Raw genomic sequence first — 16,269 nt, 5'->3', positions numbered from 1 at the left:
TCAGCCTGCCTTCTTCCTCTGGCTGTCGCTGCGCGCCGGCGCCTTCTTCCTTGCCGGTGTCTTCTTCGCCGCACCCTTGCCGCTCATCTTCGCACTCTGGCGCAGCGCCTCCATCAGATCGACGACCTTGCGTTCCGGCGCCGGTTTCTTCTTCGGCGGCGCCCGGCCCTCGATCTTCGCCTTCACCAGCTCGACGAGAGCGGCTTCGTAGCGATCCTCGTAGGCGCTCGGGTCGAAGCTGCCCTGCTTGGTTTCGATGATGTGGCCGGCGAGGTCGAGCATCTCCTTGTCGAACTTGATGTCGGGAATGTCCTTGAAGACGGTGTCGGCCGAGCGCACCTCGTAGTCGAAGTTCAGCATGGTCGCGACGATGTGAGTGTCATGCGGCCGGATCAGCAGCGTTCGGTTGCGCCGGAAAAGGACAGCTTCGGCCAGCGCCGCCACCTTGGCGTCCCGCATGCCCCGGATGATCAGCGACAGCGCTTCTTCATCATGTTCGTCGACGGGTGCGAGATAATAGGGACGGTCGAAATAGAGCTTGTCGATATCGTCATAGGCGATGAAAGCCTTGACATCGAGCACCTTGGCGTTCTCCGGCATGATCCCGGCAATCTCGTCGCCTTCGATGACGATGTAATCGCCATTCTCCATCTGATAGCCCTTGACCTGGTCGTCGCGCTCCACCGGCTTGCCGGTCTCGCTGTCGACGAATTGCCGTTCGACGCGATGGCCGGTTCTGCGGTTGATGATGTTGAAGGAGACACGATCGGAGGAGGAAATGGCGGTATAGAGCCCGACGGCGCAAGCAAGGTCGCCTACCTTCAGATGACCTTTCCAGCTTGCCCGCGCGGCCATTCCATCCTCCGTGACAAATCACAGCCGACTGCTGCTCTTGTCGGTTTCGAGTTCCTGGAATGCCCAGCCGCCGTCGGGTGAGGGGTAGGCGAGCAGCGCGTCGCCATCGCCGATTTTCTGGCGCGACGCGGCGTCCTTGGCGCGGACGATCGCTTCGTCGGCCGTCGCATAGGTCTCTGACAGCGTGTCGCCGAGCTTGTAGGCCCAGCCATTGTCATGCGGGACGACCTGATAGGTGATGTCGGCCATTTCGGATCTCCTCTTCTTCGACCTTTTTTGCGCATTCGGGCCTCATGACCGTTGCGCAGGTTGGTTGGAATTGCCTAGTTCCGATTTGGTTTGCGCCTTGCATCGAGGGCGATGATCTTCTCGAGCGAAGCGATATCCTCGCTGGTGACGACGGGAACTGGATCGGCCGCAATCGCCTCCAGCACCTCCTGCGAGATAGCGCCGTTGCGGATCGCCCATTCCAGCGTCTCGCGTGTTTCCCGCTCGGCCTTCAGCTGCGCATAGAGCGCAACGATCAGCCGGTCGCGGGCATCCATCCGCCGGTCCTGACGATCCATCTTGCGGACATGCGGCATCGCAATCCACCTTTGTCACTGATTTCGCTCAGGTGTAATCAACTGATGGCGGATGGAAAGGTTCCGCTATCGGCGACCGCCGGCGCCGTTGCCGGCCGGTGCGGATTGTCCTATCTCTGCGAAGCTGTTGTCAGAGGATTCCTTCATGGCTGATCTCAAGGCTCGCCCCCGTCCGACCGGCGCCACCGCCACTCTCGGACGCACCGGTTTTCCGCATGTCACGTCCACCACGAGAGGTGAGATCGATATCGTCACCGCGCCGTCGCAGCCGGGCTTCAGCCCGCTCGATCTGCTCTATGCCTCGCTTTCTGCCTGCCTCGTGCTCAGCGCCCGTATCGCCGCCAGCCAGATGGGCGTTCTCGACAGGATCAGCGAGATCGCTGCTGACGTCACCGGCGAAAAGGCGACGGAAGGGCTTTCACGCGTTGCGAAGTTCAACATCGTCTTCTCGATCAAGGGCGATATCGACGAGGCAACACGCAGCAAGATCGTTCATGCCGCCGAAGACGAAATCTGTACGGTCAGCAACACCATCCGCGGCAATCCCGAATTCTCGACGACGATATCGGGCTGATATGCACACATAGACAATCGCAAGCGGAGGATTGCGCGGGCAATGCCCGGCTTCTATGCTCAAGCTATCGAAGCAACGGTCTCGGCCATCATGCAGCCCAAGCCTCTGCCGACGTGCGGAAAACCCGTCGTCGCCATCATCGGCGGTGGCGTCTCCGGCGCGGGCGTCGCCTATCATCTCGCCCGGGCGATGGGCGACGCGCATGCCGTCATCGTCGTCTTCGAGCCGCGCGCCGAGCTCGGTCGCGGCCTAGCCTATGACACGGACGACCCGGCCCACCGCATCAATGTTCCGGCCGCCAAGATGAGCCTGCAGCCTGACGACCAGGGCGAATTCCAGGCCTGGATCGACGCCCGCGACGCCGTCGCCTGCGACCCCGAGGCAAGACGCTCCGACGACCAGATCTTTCCCCGGCGTCGGCTCTTCGGCGACTATGTCGCCTCCCTGCTGAAACCGTTCCTGGACGATGGCAGCGTGCGCCATTGCCGCGCGGCCGTGACCCATGTCGAGCGCCGGGCCGGCCGCTGGTCGATCCGCGACGACAAAGGCGGCGTGACGGAGGCCGATATCGTCGCGATCGCCACCAGCCATCCGCCGCCGGTCGCTCCCGGCCGGCTTACAACCCTTCTGGCCGCCCATCCCCGTTTCGTCGCCGACACCACGAAGCCGGGCGCGCTCGACGTCATCCGTCCCCACGACCGGGTGCTGGTCATCGGCAACGGCCTGACCGCCGCCGATGTCATCGCCTCGCTTGCCGAACGCGGACATGATGCTCCGGTGACGGCGATCTCGCGCCGTGGCCTGCGCTCGCGCGGGCATGCGCCGGCGCCGCAGCCGCTCTATGGCGATTTCGTTGCCGATGCGGCGCATTCCGCCGTTTCGCTGCTGGCGGGAATCCGCGCCGCCATAGATGCGGCGAAGGCGCAGGGCATAAGCTGGCATGGGGTGATCGATCAGGTGCGGGCGCAGGGATTTGATCTCTGGCAGGCGCTGCCGATGGCCGAACGGCGCCGTGTCGTCCGCCATCTGCGTCCCTATTGGGATGTGCATCGTTTCCGCATCGCGCCGCAGGTGGAGGCCGTCCTCGACGCGGCAATCGCTGCCGGTCGTCTCGAAATCCTCGCCGGCTCCGTCGCCGATGCGCGCATCGAAGGCGAACGCATTGCGTGCACCCTGCAGCCGCGCCATCGCGGCCAGCCGTTGGAGCGGCTCTATGACGCCGTCGTCGTCACCACCGGTCCGGCCCATGGCGGCATTCTCGAAACCCAGCCCTGGCTCTCGGCGCTCGCGGCAAGCGGCCACCTGTCGCTCGATCCCACCGGCCTCGGCCTTGCCTGCACCGAGCGCTCGGAGGCGATCGGCCCGTCGGGGACCGCGGATCCTTCGCTATTGATCTCCGGTCCGCTGGCGCGCGGCACCTTCGGCGAACTGATGGGGCTGCCGCAGGTGACCGAGCACGCCTTCTTCGTCGCGACCGAAATCGCCGCAAAGCTGCGGCTAATGCATGTCGCCCGGCAGTGTGCAGCGGTTCCGGGACAACGACATGCCTAAAAACAAAGAGCTAAAGCGCGTTGCGTGAATCAAATTTGATGCGACGCGGTTTAGACCATGATGCCGGAAAGTGTGAGCGGTTTTCGGACGACATCATGCTTTAACTCCATCCCGCCTGATTTTCCTTTTGGATGTCGTTCCCCGACTGTCTCAGGCAATCGACTTCTGCTACGCACTCGGCAATCAGTAGCCCCGCTGCCGGTTCGGCCGGTGACCAGAAATATCGAGATCATGTCGCAGACCGCTTCCACCCTTTCCGAAGCCTCGCCTTCCAATCGTCTCGCTCTTGCCGCGCTCGTTCTCGGCGGGGCGGCGATCGGCGGCTCGCCGATCTTCGTGCGGCTTTCCGAGGTCGGGCCGATGGCCACCGCCTTCTGGCGCGTAGCGTTGGCGCTGATCCCGATCTTCATCGTCTCGCTGCTGAAGAAGAATGCTGGACCCAGGCCGCAACGCCTTGCCGACTTCGGCATGCTGGTTCTTCCGGGGGTCATGCTGGCGCTCGACCTTGCCGCCTGGCACCTGTCGCTCACCATGACCTCGGTCGCCAACGCGACGCTGCTTGCCAATCTCGCGCCCGTTTTCGTCACGCTGATCGCCGTCCTGTTTTTCAGGGCGAGAACCAGCGGCGTCTTCCTGCTGGGGCTGCTTCTGGCGCTTGCCGGTGTCGTTATTCTGAAAAGCGGTCCGGCAGGGCTCGGCAATGGCGATTTGAGCGGCGACGGCGCCGCGATGATCGCCGCCTTCTTCTATGCCTGCTATATCCTGGCGATCGGCAGGCTGCGCAGCCGGTTCGATACGATCCGCATCATGCTGTGGAGCACGGCCTCGGCTGCCGTCTGCATCTTTCCGATAGCTCTCTTCTTCGAAGGCCAGATGCTGCCGGCGACCTTCTACGGCTGGTCGATCCTCTTCGGCCTCGCCTTTATCAGCCATGCCGGCGGCCAGGTGGCGATCACCTATGCGCTGGCCTATCTGCCGCCCGCCTTTTCATCGCTGACGCTGCTGCTTCAGCCGGTCGTCGCCTCGATCCTCGCCTGGGCGCTGCTCAATGAGGCGATCGGGACGATGCAGGCGCTGGGCGCCGCGGTGGTGCTGGCCGGCATCATGGTCGCCCGAGCGTCTCGCTCGTCGGCTTGACCGCTTGCTGCTCCAGCGGCGGGGAATCATCGCCCATTCTCTGCAGCAGCCACTTCTGGATGATCGGCACATCGGCATCACCGAGGTCGTGACCGCCGGGGATGACGTCGGAATCGACAGTGGCGCCCGAACTCTTCAGCCTCTCTTCCAGTTCGCTCGCATATTTGCCGTAGGCATCCGTCTTGCCGCTGATGACGAGCAGGTCCGTGCCCTTGAGATCGGCATGCGGATAGTCGCTGAGTACAGGCATGGAGCGCAGCAGCACCGCCTTGTGAATGAGCTTCGGATGCAGATAGAGCAGCGAGTTCAGAAGGTTCGCGCCATTCGAATAGCCGACATAGACGACCTTCTTCGGATCGAGCCCATAAGATTTGACGGCGCCTTCGATGAAGGCCGCGAAGGCCTCCGCCTCGGTCTTGATGTCGTTCTGGTCGAAGGAGAAGGGTGTGATGCGCTTGTACCAGCGCGGAAAACCTTCTTCCGTCGCCCGGCCCCGCACGCCCATGAGGGTTGCGCGCGGCGCCGCCTTGTTCAGCAGCGGCATCAAGGTCGTCTCGTTGCCGCCCGAGCCGTGCAGCAGCACGAAGACACTGCCGTCGGGATTCGGCGGCGTGTAGAAGCGATGGACGAAGGGCAGCTCGCGGTAATTGATGCGCGGTTGGTCGGGCATCGAAAATTGCGGCAGAATCACCTTCAGGTCGTCGAGATTGGTGATCGCTTCCGGCGGCGCGAACAGCTTGCTGCCGAGGGCCGCATGCTCTTCGTCAACAATCATGCCGGGCTTGTCGGTTGCCAGCTCCACCAGCGTGCCGCCGGGCTCGCGGGCATAGAGCGAGCGGAAATATTTGCGGTCATGCATGTTGGTCGGCGATGCATCGGTCTTCTCCAGCGCCTTGGATACCGAACGCAGCGTCTCCTCGTCGGCAGCGCGGAAGGCGACATGATCAACGGTGCCGGTGCCCGGCGCGCCCGACCAGAATCCGCGCGCATCGCGTACGTCGATGACGTCGCCGGATTGCGAAACCAGCCTGTCGATCGTGCCGCGGCTGGCCTGGAAGCGGTAACCGAAATGCTGCTCGAGAAAGCCGCGGCTTTCGGCGGGCTTTTCCGTCAGCATGGTCGCGCCGCGCACGCGCTGGACGGCATGTTCGATCGGGATCGAGGCGCCGTCCCAGGCCGCCGGCGATGTGAGGTTCTTGGCGCCTGCGAGCTTGAGGATGATATTGTCGGGGTCTTTTAGCCTGAGGACAGGCTCGCCGAATTCGTCGGCCGGCCCCTCGGAGCGCAGACCGAAGCTCATGGCGCGCGTCAGCCAGTAGCCGATGCTCGCCGGATCGATCGCCAGCGAAATCTCGCTGACCTGGCCGTAGCCTGCCCGGCCGGGGGCGCCGTCTTCCCAGACGAGGAAGCTGACGAGCGAACCCGGCGTCCCCGCCGCATCGCCGTAGAAGAGATGGAGCTGCGTCGCATCCTCGTAGCCGGCCGTCTGCTTGACGAGCCGCATGCCGAGAAAGCCGGCGTAAAAGTCCACGTTCGCCTGCACTTTTCGGGTGATGGCCGTAACGTGATGTATGCCTGATACCATCGAGAGCAGTCCTGATTGAAGCGGCGTCGTCAGGAGCGCGAGTATGAAAGTTGCGAAGATCATACCGTTGCCAATGACCACCGCTTAGTTTTGTTCCGCACAAAGCGCAAGCAAATCGCCGCGCTGCAGCAGTTCCAAATGATCGACATCTTCGAGGGCCTCTTCCAGTTGCTGCAGGGTCGGCGGCTTGACCATATAGGCGCGCGCACCGAGATTTCTGGCCCGCTGCATGTCGGTCTCGTCGCTCGAAGTGCTGAGAATGCAGACGGGAATCCGTTTCAGACGGGCGTCGGCCGACAGTGCGTTGAGCACCTCGAAGCCGTCCATGATCGGCATGTTGATGTCGAGCAGCATCAGGTCGATCTGCGGCACGTCGGCGATGCCGGCGCGCTCTTCGAGCAGCCGCATCGCCTCGCGTCCGTTGGTGGCGACATGCAGGTTGAAGGTCACCTTCTCCCGCCGCATCAGCTTGATCTTCAGAATCTGGATGTCGGCCGGGCTGTCTTCGACGAGCAGCACTTCGGCAAGCCTGCCGGAACCTTCGCCCGGCTGCTCCGCAGGCTTTGCGCTGGGCGGAACGGCCGCCGCGGCGGGCGGCGCGGGCCGCGCCGCGGCGAGCGGTATTTCGACGATGAAGGTGGCGCCGGGCCCCTTCTCCGGTTCGCACCAGATCGCGCCGCCATGCAACTGCGCGATGCGGCGGCAGATGGCAAGGCCGAGCCCGGTGCCCTCGATGCCACGGCCGACCAGCCGCTTGAACGGCTGGAAGATCAGCTCGCGGTGCTGGGGATCGATGCCCGGTCCGTTGTCACGCACCGTCAGGCGGCAGGTATCCCCCTGCGCTTCGCCCGAGATCGTCACCTCCGGAGCTTTTTGATCGCAATAGCGGATGGCATTCGACACCAGGTTCTGCAGAAGCTGGGCCAGCAGCGTCGCATCGCCCATGACCTCCGGCAGTGCCCCGCGGATGATGACGGCGCCGCGGCTCTCCATCTGCTGGCGCAGATTGTCCTCCACCTGGTTGAGCACATCGGACAGCGCGACCGGCGTCAGCTCCGGCCCGCCATAGGCCTCGAGCTTGGTGAAGCCCGAGACCTTGACGATCAGGTCTTCCATATGGTCAGCGGCGCTCAGCACGTAATCGAGCAGTTCCCGGTCTTCGGCCGGCAGCGCCGCAGAACCGTGCAGGATGCGGCTGAAGGATTTGATCGTCCGGAGCGGCTCCTTCAGATCATGGGCCATGGCGCGCGTGAAGATTTCGAGCGATTGCCGTTTCTGCTCCAGCTGCGCTTCCAGCATGCCGTGCATGATGGCGTTCTGGATGCAGCGATGCAGCGATTCCGGCGAAAGCGAATCTTTGGTGAGATAGTCGCGCGCGCCGGCTTTCATCACTTCGACGGCGACGGTCTCGCTGCCCTGCCCGGTCAGCATGATGACATTGGCGGCAGGATCGTCCTCCAATAGATCGGCCAGCACGCCGAGCCCGTCGCGCCCCGGCAGCGAATAGTCGAGCAGGATGCAGTCCGGCCGCTTGCGCCCGTTCAGCGCAAGGCCCTCTTGGCCTGTCTCCGCCTCGACGACGGTGTAGGCGGTGCTGGAGACGCGGCCCAATATGCGACGATAAACCTCGCGGTCGTCGATACTGTCGTCGATGATGAGAATGCAGCAGTCTTCCGCCAAACCGTCAGTCCTCGAGCGGCAGGATCGCGATTTCGAACCAGTATTCCTTCAGCCGCTGGATCGCGGCGAAGAGGCCGTCGAGATCGACGGGCTTCTGCACATAGGTATTGGCGCCGAGCGCATAGCAGCCTTCGATATCGCGCTCGTCGTCGGAGGTCGTCAGGATCACCACTGGAATCTTGCGCCAGCCGTCATTCGACTTGATCGCCTCCAGCGTCTTGCGGCCGTCAAGGCCAGGCATGTTGAGATCGAGCAGGATCAGACCTGGTTTCGGCACCATCGTCGCGAGCATGTCGAGCGCTTCCTGCCCGGAGGCTGCCCAGCGGATCGAGTTGCGCAGGTTGGTGCGCTTGAAGGCGCGCATCGTCGCTTCGAAATCGTCTTCGCTGTCTTCGACGATGAGGATCGGTTGCGTGTCACGCTGCTGCATTCTGCCCCTCGCGCTTTTTTCCCAGGGTGAAATAGAATGTGGTGCCTGCGCCAACTTCGGATTCCAGCCAGATATCGCCGTTGTGCCGCGCGATGATCTTGCGGACGAAGGTGAGGCCTGCTCCGGTCCCGTCGTCGGAATCCTGCGACTTTTCGAGACGTTTGAAAATGCGGAAAATATCCTCATGGAATTCCTGGGGTATGCCTTTGCCGTTATCCCTAACGAAAAACACGTGGCGGGCAACCGTGCCGTCCTCGCCGACATAGCGTTCGAGATAGCCGATCGAGACCAGCGGCGCCGGCTTGTCGTTGTATTTGATCGCGTTGGTGATGAGATTGCGGAACACTTCGGTCAGCCGCGGCGCGTCGCAGACTACGTCCGGCAGCCGGCCGTCGATGACGACCTTGGCATGCCGCTCCTCCAGCAGGAGCTCCATCGTCGCGACCACATCCTTGACGATCAGACCGATATCGGCGCGTTTGACCGCTAGCTGCTGTCGCCCGAGCCGAGAGAAGTAAAGCAGGTCGTTGACGAGCTTCTCCATGCGTTGGCTGAGACGCACCAGACGGTTCAGCCGGCGCACGCCGTCATCGTCGAGCTTGTCCTCATAGTCCTCGAGGAGAAAGCGGGAATGGTTGTGCAGGCCGCGCAGCGGCTCCTTCAGATCATGCGAGGCGATGTAGGCGAATTCATCGAGGTCGTGGTTGCTGCGCTCGAGTTCGGCCGTATAGGCCTCGAGCTGGGCAAGCGTCGTTTTCATCCGCTCTTCCTGCCGGGCGCGCTCGCTGATGTCGCGCACGATGCCGACGAAGGTCTTGGTCTGGCCGCTGACGACGACGCTGATGGAGACGTCGATCGGAAAGACGATGCCGTTCTTGCGTCGTCCGGAGACCATGCGCGTCGTGCCGATGATGCGCTCCTCGCCGGTCTGCCGGTAATGGGCGAGATAGCCGTCGTGCTCGGAATGATAGGGCTCGGGCATCAGCATCTTGATGTTCCGGCCGATCGTCTCCTGCGGGGAATAGCCGAACATGCTTTCGGCCGCCGGGTTGAAACTCTTGATCGTTCCGCGTTCGTCGATGACGATGACGGCATCGGGCGTGCTGCGCACCAATGCGCCGAAGCGGATGCGCTCGGCCTCGAGATTGTGGTGGTTGCGCAGGAAATAGAAGACGAGGATCGCGATCAGCCACAGCGTGGCGGCGGTGATCGTGCGGTTGGCGATCTCCTGCCAGAAGCCCGCTTCGTCGTGCCGGACGGCGAGGAAGCCGAGTATCAGCAGCACGGTGCAGGCAAAGGCAAAGAAGAGCGGCGCATTCCTGTTGCCGAACCAGAGGGCCGTCAGCACCAGCGGCACGTAGAGAATGCCGTTGGCAAGGCCAAGCGGCGTATAGAGATCGACAAGAAGGCCGGTGAAGCAGACCGCTGCCGGGATCCAGAGCGGGATCTGCGCCCGGTTTGCCGGCTGCAGCCACCAGGAGCGGGCAAGAAGGCCCGAGCCGAAGAACACCAGGCCGATCGCCGTATGCAGCGCCATCGCCGCATAGGGGCCCCAGCGGTAGCCCTGTTCGGCATAGGTGACATAGCCGGCGAGCGCGATCATGCCGAGCGTGATGACGACGTAGCTGGTCAGCTCCTGGACCACCTGGCTTTTCGACGTCTCGAGGTAGAGGGAGAGCAGCAGCGAAAAATTGGCGATCAGGAAGATCAATGCCGTGTTGGGGCCCATGCCGCCGCCGATCTCGGCGATGAAGTCGGGCGGAACCAAGAGCTGCGAGATCAGCATGTCGACATTGTGGAAACGCCGTCCGAGCATGGCGATTTCCACGAGCCGGGCCGCCGCGATTGCCGCTGCAAACCCCGCCATGACCGTTGCCGCCATGCGAAAGCTGCGGCCGGCCAGCGTCGAGACGGCAAGCCCGACGCCGGAAAGCACGAAACAAAGGGCGGTATTGAAAGCCATCGACGGGAAGCCGGGGATCAGCGAGATGACAATTTTCATCTGCAACAACCAGCCGGCCAGCGCGCTGGCGCCGAGAAGCAACATCAGGCAGCCGACAGCAATCGCGAAGGCGCGGTAGCGCCGCCTTCGCTGATCCTGCAGGTCCACGTTGCCCCTATCCTGCACCCGTGTATCCTCCTTCGGTTCGCGCGGCCATTTTTTCCGAAATCGAGGAATACTCAATAGCCAGGCGAAGCCGCCGCGCTTTATGCGAAATGATTTTTCGATAAGATAGATCGAATTTTCGTGAAATCGCGATATCGTGAGGTCGAAGGACGGCGAGGTTCATCGAACAATATCCAAATCATGGTGCTGGATGCCTACCATCGTGTATGTCGACGACAGCAGGGATGATCTCTTCTATCTCGACTATATCCGCAAGAAGCAGCAGATAGACGTCGATCTGTTCTGTTTTTCGACGGCCGAGACGGCGCTCGAGGCGCTGAAGCAGCGCGTGGCCGAAGGCTGGGCACCGCCGGAGCTGCTGATCGCCGATCTCTACATGCCGCTCGACAGCGGCATCGGTCTGGTGAGCAGGCTGCGCGGCGACGATCGGTTCAGCGCGATGCGGCTTGCGATCTGCAGCGGATCGGATGCCGATGAGGATCGCGCCCGCGCGCTCGAAGCCGGCGCCGATTTTTACCTCGAGAAGCCGCTTGACCTCGCCGCGATCGTTCTCAATCTTGAAGTGTAGCAAACGGCAAAAACCGATGGTGCGTTTCCTGGCGTTCGTCCGGGCGATATGAGAAACCGCAATTGACAAGGCCGAGTGTGCATCCCAAGATGCAACCGAAACGAAGCGGACGGAATTAAAAATAAGCGCTGAGAGAACCGAATGGACCCGCGTTCGCCGCCACGAACTTCAGCCAACCCCTTAGCTAAATGGGCCTATCGGCTCTCTCGCGCTTACGTCTGGCACTGCCTTCACGCATTCATGGATGTTGAACACGTGAAGATTTACGATACCCAGGTAAGAACTACTGCCCCTCAGTATAACCTTCCCGTGCATCACCTGTAGTTGAGATAACTGATGATTTCCGCCTTGCGTACCGAAAGTCCCCGTTTCGATATCTCTCATCAACCGTCTCGCAATTTTTGTAGCTCTTCGCGTTTAGGACGTATATCCCAAGATTTGGGGATCGGGGGAGGAGAGGAAGATTGGGAATGAGCAATGCCGCGGCGACTCCTTTTCATGCCGGGCCGGAGCTGAGCCGGGCGATCAACCGCACCGATTTTTTCCGCCTGCTGAAAGCGGCGGCACAGCATTATCACTTCGACAATTTCGCGCTTGCCCGCATTTCCGAAGCTTCTGCTCCCTTCGGTGAACGCGATGTCGTCATCACCAATGTCCACGAGCGCCGCGTCGGCCTGTTCATCGCGACGTTGAAAGAGGCGCTCGGGACTGTCCGGGCAAAGAGCGCCCAGTTCCTGGCAACGCCGGTCCATGGCAGAAGTGCCGAGCCGGATACCTACCCCTCCGATCGCCTGTTCAACGAGTTCCGCAACGGCGTCTTCCTTTTCATTCCGCTGTTCACGCCGGAAGGGCGGCGATATTGCCTGGTGCTGAGCGGCGAGCGTAAAGAGCCGGATCAGGGCGAGATCGCCGACCTGCTTCTCGACGCCATGCGGATTTTCGATAAGCTCTATGAGGAAATCCTGACGCAGGAAATGTCTGGACGGCTGACCCAGCGCGAATCGGAAATCGTCAAATGGACGAGCGAAGGCAAGACCTCGGCGGAAATCGCCATCATTCTTGGTCTTTCCGAGCACACGGTCAATTCGCATATCACCGCGGCCGCGCGCAAACTCGACGCGGTAAACCGCGTCCACATGGTGGCGATCGCCCTGAGAAACGGTTTGGTGTCGTGAACATGGACTTCGGGACTGGGGAAAATGAGATGACCAGCGAAACGGTCCGAAAGAATGCGGTAAAGGTTCTCTTTGTCGACGACGAGTTCATTGAATTCCGCGCGCTCAAGAAGAAGATCGCCGATCTCTCCGAGCCGCTGGTCGAAGTCGAATATTCGCCGTCGATCGGCGACGCGCTGGAAAAGATCCGCGCGGCGCGCTTCGATCTCATCCTGCTCGACAACCGCCTTCTGCCCAATGCCGATTTCCGCGAAACGGTGCCCGAGCTGCGCGGCATCGGCTATACCGGCCCGATCGGCGTCGTCTCGACCGATATATCGGGCGGCTATTTCCAGGAGTTTCCCGATTACGGCGTCGACTTCCGCATCGGCAAGGACGAAATCGACGCCCAGACGCTGCAGCACATCATCCGCGAATATGTGCACTATGACGTCCCGGATTTCTGGAAGGACGATTACAGCATTTAACGCATGTCGCGCAGGACTGTCGGCGGTTTGCCGCCTCAAGAAACCGGCAGGCGGATGGTGAAGCGGCTGCCGCTTTCGTCCGAATATTCGAGGCTGAGATCCCCGCCAAGCGCCTTCAGAAGCTCCTGCGCCGTCGTCAATCCGAGGCCGGCGCCGGCGACCGCTCCCGCCTTCGGCAATTTCCAGAACGGCTCGAAGATCCGCTCTCGATAGGCGGGATCAATGCCGGTTCCGTTGTCGGAAACCCGGATCAACCAGTTCTCCCCCCCTTGCTCCGCCGTAATGGCCACATGCGGCGGCGATGAACGGCGATAGGAAAGGGCGTTGGAAATGAGCTGCCGCAGCACCAGACCGAACAAAGCAGGGTCGGTGCGGACGGAGGGCAGGCCCCGACAGGCAAGCGTTGCGTCGCGAGCCCCCGTCTCATCGATGAGCTCGCCCCAGACCTTTTCAGCCAGCGCCTGCAGGTCGACCTCTTCGGGCGTCACCTGAGGCGCGCCACCGGCAAGGCTCATCAATGCCTTGGTAAGGCGCTGTGCGGCCTGCGCCTTTTCCATGATCATCCTGAGGCTCTGAAGCTGTTCGTCGTCGAGCGTCTCGCCGAGGTCGTCGAGCAGCAGCTCGGCATACATGGCGATATGACGAAGCGGCGATTGCAGGTCGTGCGAGGCAGTGGCGAGAAAACGCTTGATGCGCTCTTCGTTGTCGCCGGCACTAGTGGTTTCAAGCGGTCTCGTCGGGTTGGATGACATCTGACGGTTTCCCGATCTCTGCTGCGGCGCCGCGCGTCTTTTTCAAGTGCGCGACCGACGCTGTAATAGCTCGAACTGCTGCATAATTTTATCCTGGCAATAGGCAACAATAAAAACAGGGCGCCGGTTCTGCAACCGGCGCCCTGTTCAAGGATACGTTAACAAGCCGTTTCAGCCTGCCGATGTGCGCGAGCGACCTTCTTCCGGCGGGATGATGTCGACGCCCGCATCGGTTGCCGGTGCCTTGGCGTGGCGGCGGCGCCAGTCGCCGAGGAAGAGCAGGATGGGTGCGGCGATGAAGATCGACGAGGCGCCGGCCACCAGAATGCCGAACACCATGGGGATCGCGAAGCTCGATACGGCGCTGCCGCCCCAGATTGCCATCGGCACCAGCGCGAGGAAGGCCGTCGCATTGGTGTAAAGGCTTCGCGCCAGGGTCTCGTTGATCGACTTGTCGATGATCTCGCGCAGCGGCATCGACTTGTAGAGCCGCATATTTTCGCGCATGCGGTCATAGACGACGACCTTGTCGTTCACCGAGTAGCCGACCAGCGTCAGGATGGCGGCGATGGCCGTCAGGTTGAAGTCGAGGCCGGTGATCGCGAAGAAGCCGATCGCCTTGGTGACGTCGAGCACCAGCGTCACGATGGCGCCGACGGCAAACGGCCATTCGAACCGGACCCAGATATAGATCAGCATCGCCAAGCTGGCGATCACCACCGACAGAATGCCGGCCCAGGCAAGCTCGCCGCTGACCTTCGGACCGATGACGTCGGTGCCTTCGACGGTGGCGGTCGGATCGATCTTGGCGACTTCGGCCTTGAGCTTGGTGACCGCCGCTGTCTGCGCCTCTTCGCCGCCCTCCTGCCGCTGCGCACGAACGAGAATGCTATTGTTGCCGCCGAAGGACTGCAGCGTGATTTCGCCGAGGCCGAGACTGTCCAGACCTTCGCGGAACTTCGCGAGATCGGCCGTTCCCTGGGTCTTGACGGACATCTGGATGCCGCCGCGGAAGTCGACGCCGTAGTTGAGGCCGGGATAGATGAAGAGTGCGACGGAGGCGATCGAAAGCAGCGCCGAAACGGTAACGCCGAAGAAGCGCGCCTTCATGAACTGGATATGCTTGTCGTAAGGGCTGAAGGGAATCAACGGCCGGATGTTCAGCACCTTGAACTTGCGGCGGCGGGTAATCTCGATCATGGCGACGCGAACGAAGGCGACCGAGGTGAACATCGAGATGATGAGGCCGAGTGCCATGGTCACCGCAAAGCCGCGAACCGGCCCGGAACCGAAAAAGAACAGGATGCTCGCCGCGATCAGGGCCGTCATATTGCCATCGATAATCGTCGAATAGGCACGGTTGAAGCCCGTATCGATGGCGGCAAAGGCGCCTCTGCCCTTGCGGGTCTCTTCACGGATACGCTCATTGATGAGAACGTTCGCGTCGACCGCGAGGCCGATGCCGAGAACGACACCGGCAATACCCGGCAGCGTCAGTGTTGCGCCGACCAGCGTCAGGGCCGAGAGGGTCAGGATCGTGTGGATCAGCAGCGCCACATTCGCCAGGATGCCCCAGGTGCCGTAGAGCACGAAGATGAAGACTGCGACAAGGACGAAGCCGACAATGCCGGAGTAGAGGCCCATTTTGATGGCGTCGGCCCCGAGATCGGCGCCGACGGTGCGCTCCTCGATAACAGTCAGCTTGGCGGGCAGGGCGCCGGCGCGCAGCATGGCGGCAAGCGTCGTGGCGCTGTCGGCCGAGAAGTTGCCGGATATCTGGCCGGAACCGCCGGTGATCGGCTCGCGGATGACGGGCGCGCTCAGCACCTTGTTGTCGAGGACGATGGCGAAGGGGTTGCCGACGTTCTGCCGCGTGATTTCGGCAAAGCGGGTGGAGCCGGCGCTATCGAAGCGGAAGCTGACGATCGGTTCGCGCGTGTTGGGGTCGAAGCTGACGCGGGCATCCGAAAGGCGGTCGCCGGAGATTTCGACACGGTCGAGAACAGCATGGGTCCGGCCTTCGTCGTCCTGCATCATCGTCACGCCGGGGCCGGGCTGGTTGTTCGGCGACAGCATGTGGAACGACATCTTCGCCGTGGAGCCCAGAAGTTGGCGCAGCCGCGTCGGGTCCTGCGCGCCGGGCAACTGCACGAGCACGCGATTGGCGCCGATGCGCTGGATGGTCGGCTCGGAGACGCCGACCTGGTCGACGCGCTGGCGGATGACTTCAAGGCTCTGCTGGACGGCATTGTCGACGTTGGCGGAGATGCCGGCCCGCGAGAACCCGACGATGATGGTGGCGCCGTTCGCCGTGACATCAAGATCCGCCTGGCCGGCGCTGAGGCCGGTGCTGATCGGATTGGCGAGCGTCTTGAGTTCGGTGACGGCCGCATCGCTCTGCGAGGCATCGGCGAGCGTCACGACGATCTGATTCTGGCTGCGCACGACGGCTTTCGGCTGGATTCCCTTTTCGCGCAGGACGCGGCGGGCATCCTGAAGCAGCGATTGCAGCCGCTCCTTGGTCAGGTCCGCCTCGTCGACTTCCAGAACGAGGTGCGAACCGCCGCGAAGGTCGAGGCCGAGCGACACCTGCTCATGCGGCAGCCATGCGGGGATGCGCTGGAGGACGGACTGCGGCAGGGCGTTCGGCAGGGCGATCAATAGGCCGATCACGATGATCACCGAATAGGTGAACACCAGCCAGGGTGAATTGCGCATGTTGTATTCCTTAGATAATCGAGGGCCGGCGCTCGGGCGCTGGCGGCATGTCATCAATGCTCGGA

The 16,269-nt window shown here is 62.3% G+C and carries 15 protein-coding genes; 6 read left to right on the top strand and 9 right to left on the bottom strand.

The genetic code is table 11. The annotated features are described in order from the left end of the window. From A7X77_RS00925 to A7X77_RS00915, 3 genes are all read right to left on the bottom strand, one after another. Window positions 1–855, bottom strand: coding sequence for a Ku protein (locus A7X77_RS00925; RefSeq protein ID WP_064681168.1), 855 nt, complete (start codon window positions 853–855; stop codon window positions 1–3). A gap of 18 nt (window positions 856–873) precedes the next feature. Continuing rightward, complete coding sequence (locus A7X77_RS00920; RefSeq protein WP_010025636.1) at window positions 874–1,104, bottom strand: DUF2188 domain-containing protein; 231 nt, start codon at window positions 1,102–1,104, stop codon at window positions 874–876. A 74-nt stretch (window positions 1,105–1,178) separates the two neighbouring features. Further along, complete coding sequence (locus A7X77_RS00915; protein WP_064681167.1) at window positions 1,179–1,439, bottom strand: hypothetical protein; 261 nt, start codon at window positions 1,437–1,439, stop codon at window positions 1,179–1,181. A gap of 145 nt (window positions 1,440–1,584) precedes the next feature. Between A7X77_RS00915 and A7X77_RS00910 the strand changes: the two genes are divergently transcribed. From A7X77_RS00910 to A7X77_RS00900, 3 genes are all read left to right on the top strand, one after another. Beyond that, the gene (locus tag A7X77_RS00910; protein ID WP_064681666.1) at window positions 1,585–2,013 is read left to right on the top strand and encodes an OsmC family protein; all 429 of its coding nucleotides are present in this window, start codon (window positions 1,585–1,587) and stop codon (window positions 2,011–2,013) included. Between the two features lie 42 nt (window positions 2,014–2,055). Next, on the top strand, window positions 2,056–3,564 hold the full coding sequence (locus A7X77_RS00905) for an FAD/NAD(P)-binding protein (protein ID WP_064681166.1): 1,509 nt from the start codon (window positions 2,056–2,058) through the stop codon (window positions 3,562–3,564). Window positions 3,565–3,795: 231 nt separating this feature from the next. Next, window positions 3,796–4,701 carry a DMT family transporter gene (locus A7X77_RS00900; RefSeq protein ID WP_064681664.1) on the top strand — a complete coding sequence of 302 codons (906 nt, stop codon included), beginning with the start codon at window positions 3,796–3,798 and terminating at the stop codon, window positions 4,699–4,701. Here A7X77_RS00900 and A7X77_RS00895 read toward each other — a convergent pair. The 4 genes from A7X77_RS00895 to A7X77_RS00880 are packed head-to-tail and all read right to left on the bottom strand — an operon-like array spanning window position 4,667 to window position 10,524. Beyond that, window positions 4,667–6,349, bottom strand: a complete 1,683-nt coding sequence (locus A7X77_RS00895) for a VOC family protein (RefSeq protein WP_245293694.1) — start codon at window positions 6,347–6,349, stop codon at window positions 4,667–4,669. The two genes, A7X77_RS00900 and A7X77_RS00895, sit on opposite strands and share 35 nt — an antisense overlap. 21 nt (window positions 6,350–6,370) lie before the next feature. Next, entirely contained in the window at window positions 6,371–7,966 is a 1,596-nt protein-coding gene (locus tag A7X77_RS00890) for a response regulator (RefSeq protein ID WP_064681165.1), read from the bottom strand. A 4-nt stretch (window positions 7,967–7,970) separates the two neighbouring features. Further along, window positions 7,971–8,396, bottom strand: a complete 426-nt coding sequence (locus A7X77_RS00885; RefSeq protein WP_064681164.1) for a response regulator — start codon at window positions 8,394–8,396, stop codon at window positions 7,971–7,973. Further along, a complete protein-coding gene (locus tag A7X77_RS00880; protein ID WP_064681163.1) occupies window positions 8,383–10,524 on the bottom strand; it encodes a sensor histidine kinase in 2,142 nt (713 codons plus the stop codon). Before A7X77_RS00880 ends, A7X77_RS00885 begins: the two co-directional genes overlap by 14 nt. 190 nt (window positions 10,525–10,714) lie before the next feature. Between A7X77_RS00880 and A7X77_RS00875 the strand changes: the two genes are divergently transcribed. The 3 genes from A7X77_RS00875 to A7X77_RS00865 all read left to right on the top strand — a co-directional run bounded on the left by A7X77_RS00875 (window position 10,715) and on the right by A7X77_RS00865 (window position 12,734). Further along, window positions 10,715–11,092: a response regulator gene (locus A7X77_RS00875; protein WP_064681162.1), complete on the top strand. Its 378-nt coding sequence runs from the start codon at window positions 10,715–10,717 to the stop codon at window positions 11,090–11,092. Window positions 11,093–11,562: 470 nt separating this feature from the next. Next, window positions 11,563–12,267: a helix-turn-helix transcriptional regulator gene (locus A7X77_RS00870; protein WP_064681161.1), complete on the top strand. Its 705-nt coding sequence runs from the start codon at window positions 11,563–11,565 to the stop codon at window positions 12,265–12,267. Between the two features lie 29 nt (window positions 12,268–12,296). Then, on the top strand, window positions 12,297–12,734 hold the full coding sequence (locus tag A7X77_RS00865; protein ID WP_064681160.1) for a response regulator: 438 nt from the start codon (window positions 12,297–12,299) through the stop codon (window positions 12,732–12,734). A gap of 35 nt (window positions 12,735–12,769) precedes the next feature. Here the strand turns inward: A7X77_RS00865 and A7X77_RS00860 are convergent, their stop codons facing one another. Both A7X77_RS00860 and secD read right to left on the bottom strand, forming a co-directional pair. After that, a complete protein-coding gene (locus A7X77_RS00860; protein ID WP_064681159.1) occupies window positions 12,770–13,486 on the bottom strand; it encodes a sensor histidine kinase in 717 nt (238 codons plus the stop codon). A gap of 171 nt (window positions 13,487–13,657) precedes the next feature. Beyond that, window positions 13,658–16,204: a protein translocase subunit SecD gene (gene secD / locus A7X77_RS00855; protein ID WP_064681158.1), complete on the bottom strand. Its 2,547-nt coding sequence runs from the start codon at window positions 16,202–16,204 to the stop codon at window positions 13,658–13,660. Window positions 16,205–16,269: the final 65 nt, after the last annotated feature.

This window comes from Rhizobium bangladeshense (genome assembly GCF_001662075.1).
Lineage (GTDB): Bacteria > Pseudomonadota > Alphaproteobacteria > Rhizobiales > Rhizobiaceae > Rhizobium > Rhizobium bangladeshense_B.
Note: the sequence above shows the minus strand (reverse complement) of the source record. Positions and strands in the feature narration are given on the sequence as shown.